The sequence below is a fragment of the Staphylococcus sp. HMSC65H10 genome (assembly GCF_001839185.1).
Lineage (GTDB): Bacteria > Bacillota > Bacilli > Staphylococcales > Staphylococcaceae > Staphylococcus > Staphylococcus simulans.
Map to the genome: position 1 here is coordinate 1 of NZ_KV840397.1, position 220 is coordinate 220.

The window sequence follows — 220 nt, forward strand, 5'->3', positions numbered from 1 at the left end:
AATCCGGAATCTGTAACTGTTGATCAAATCAAAGCAGCTACACAAGCGTTGAAAGATGCGCAAGCAGGCTTAGTTGCGAAAGCAGATAAGTCAGAACTTGATAAAGCAATCAATAACGCAGAACATTTAACGTTAGATCCAACAGATAAAGAAGATAAAGCCGTACAAGACGCATTAGAAAAAGCGAAAGCAGTACAAGCAGATGCTAATGCGACACAAA

1 protein-coding gene is annotated in these 220 nt (G+C 39.5%); it reads left to right on the forward strand.

Annotated elements, in window-relative coordinates; all coding sequences use genetic code 11:
- On the forward strand, positions 1-220 hold a 220-nt coding region (locus HMPREF3270_RS13995; RefSeq protein ID WP_176746736.1), incomplete at both ends, for a hypothetical protein.